1 protein-coding gene is annotated in these 2,476 nt (G+C 47.7%); it reads right to left on the bottom strand.

Annotated features, from left to right (window positions below; genetic code table 11):
• The coding region (locus J5X92_RS20775; protein ID WP_114991953.1) for a Tn3-like element ISShfr9 family transposase at positions 1 to 2,375 on the bottom strand (2,375 nt) is incomplete at its 3' end.
• Positions 2,376 to 2,476 lie beyond the last annotated feature (101 nt).

Genomic DNA, 2,476 nt, shown 5'->3' with positions numbered 1-2,476 from the left:
TCAAACAGATCATTGATGACACTACTGAACTGCGCGTATCGCGGTGCAAAACTGTAACCGCATAGATCCAGTAAGGCGAAGTTAACATGATTGACACCGTGTGTATCTGTCGAGAGTACGTCAGGTTTGATTTCACTGCTGTTGGATTGTAACAGGTCATAAATATAGTGTGATTCGTGCTCGTTGGAACCGATGATCCGAGCATTGAGGGCGCTGTGGTTGGCCACCAGTGTCATGGCCGTGATCCCTTTGTTGGTGCCGAAATACTTAGAGGAGTACCGGGTTTTAAAGGTTTCCAGATGGGTTTCGAATTTCTGACCATCCGCACTGGCATGCAGCTGGTCCTCCTGAATATGGTAGTGGCGGAAGATGGGTAGCGCTGCAACCGCATTATTGATCACGTCGCTGGCGTCATGCAGCGTTTCAGGCCGGATATAGTTGGCCTGCACCGTACTCAGGTGTTCATAGCTTCGATCGGAGATCTGCGCCATGCCATACACACCACGGTGAGTGGCGTTGGCAATCAGAATGGCCAGTAAATCATCCTGATGAGTGAACCCTTGTTTTTGTATCGGAAGTACATGAGTCAGACATTTCATGAACCCGGTTTCGCGCTCTACATACCGCAGTACATCCGCGATACCGACCGGTTGCATTCGCTTAAAAAAGGGATTGTTGACCAGAGATGTAGCGCTTTTGGTCGGCAGACGCCAGCGGGTACCGGTACGATTTTTCATGATCACATTTCGATTGTCTCCCTCATCAATATGGAGAGCAACGTCTTTGAGTGCACTTTCCAGCCGGTGTTGTTTCTCCTGTAACAATAACTCTGCGGGCTGTTTTAGTCTGTCCAGTGTTGATGAGGCCAGCAAGGTATCCTGCGATGTCTGGGGGATCAGGTCGTCTTCCAGTGCGCGGTATTTGGTAACATTTGGCAAATAAATGCGTCCATTCAGTCGTGAGGTTAACTGCCGGTAGAGCAGCCATTCGTAACGTTGCGGGTTAACGTTATCCTGTTTAACCAACCATGGGAGGTGCTTTTTCGGGATGAGCGACGTATCCATCGTCTTCAGTGGTCCACCGAATGCGATTTCCGTCTGCATCTGTTGAAGTTGGGCGACGACGGCTTCTGAGCCTTTACCGGCCTCACATTCAAGGCACAAGAACACCTGCCTTAACAGTTGCTCCAGGAGATTGCATTGTTCATCGTAATGTTGCCACTGGTACTCTTCCACGGTCCGTTTCTGTTTTTTCAGGTAAAGGCAGAGGGTCTGGATATCCCTGTCATTCATGACCTTCAATGCCTGTTGTCTGACTACTGAGAAGGGTTGATTATCATCAATGTTCTCATCCACAAACAGATGCAGTAACTCTGCCGCTTTCGTGACATTGTCCGCGGCTGACTGCCAGGACAGGAACACTGCTTGTTGTGCAAAGGTGTTGGCAGCTTCTTGTTGCTTGCGGATATGGTAAATGAACCCATCAGTTAACCGTTCCAGTGCCAGTTGTATCCGCTCTGTCAGGTGACATAGCAACCATAGATGCTGCTGTGCGCGTTTGAATCGTTTGAGTTTACTACCGTAATAGTTGATGAGCTCACCGAAGTGTTGTCGATTTTTAAGAGACAGATTAAGCCCATCGATAACGCCATTGATTTGCGTGCGCCATGGCGCTAACTGATGATAAAGGGCAAGCTCTTTTTTAAGTTCAGGTACGGTCAGACTTTTTGCACCGCCTCTGAGCTGGTTCAGGCTTAGTCCGTCATCAATGGCTGTTATGCTGTCCAGAAAGACGTGAAGTTCAGGACTGGTGAGTTGATTAAGTTGGTGCGCCAGGTCTTTTCTGACCTGCTGCATCGCTCTGCTTATCAGTCTCTGGAGTACGGTGTACCTAGGGATAGCAATGCTGTGACTGGTTAGGAATTCAATAGCAGTATCAAAGAGGTAACGCGGCTCCAGCCAGGCATTGCCCACCTGAACAAGGTGGTCGAAAAGAGAATTGAAGTGCTGACTTTCGTCCCATTTGTGATAACCAGCAAGGTCTAATACTTTTGCGTAGAGTCGATCTTTTTGTTTTTGTGAGGGAGTGAATGGTCTGAGCCCCTTGCCGCCAAGCAGCTCTTTACTGATGAACATTAAATCCTTAGAAACCTGCGAGTAAGCGATATCTAGGATGACGGGCTTTGATTTGAAGTATCCCAAAATCGCGACAAAGTAACATCTATGAGCTCTGAGACGAATTGACCGAAAAACTGCCAATTCCGCATCGTTCAGAGAAAAGTACAGACGTTGTTCTTCGATTGAAAAAATGGGTGGGGAATAAAGATCTGCCTGTTCTGCTCTCGTGAGAATAGTAATTTCGTTTTTGATGGCCATATCAGGGCTGTTCCGTATTAAATGTACGATATTTACCTAATTTGCCACACTTATAAGTAGTAACCCACCTCCGCAGCCATTTATTGGTGTGGTCTACAGAG

Origin of the sequence: Alteromonas sp. K632G, from assembly GCF_017653625.1 — a bacterium.
GTDB classification, from domain to species: domain Bacteria; phylum Pseudomonadota; class Gammaproteobacteria; order Enterobacterales; family Alteromonadaceae; genus Alteromonas; species Alteromonas naphthalenivorans.
Note: the sequence above shows the minus strand (reverse complement) of the source record. Positions and strands in the feature narration are given on the sequence as shown.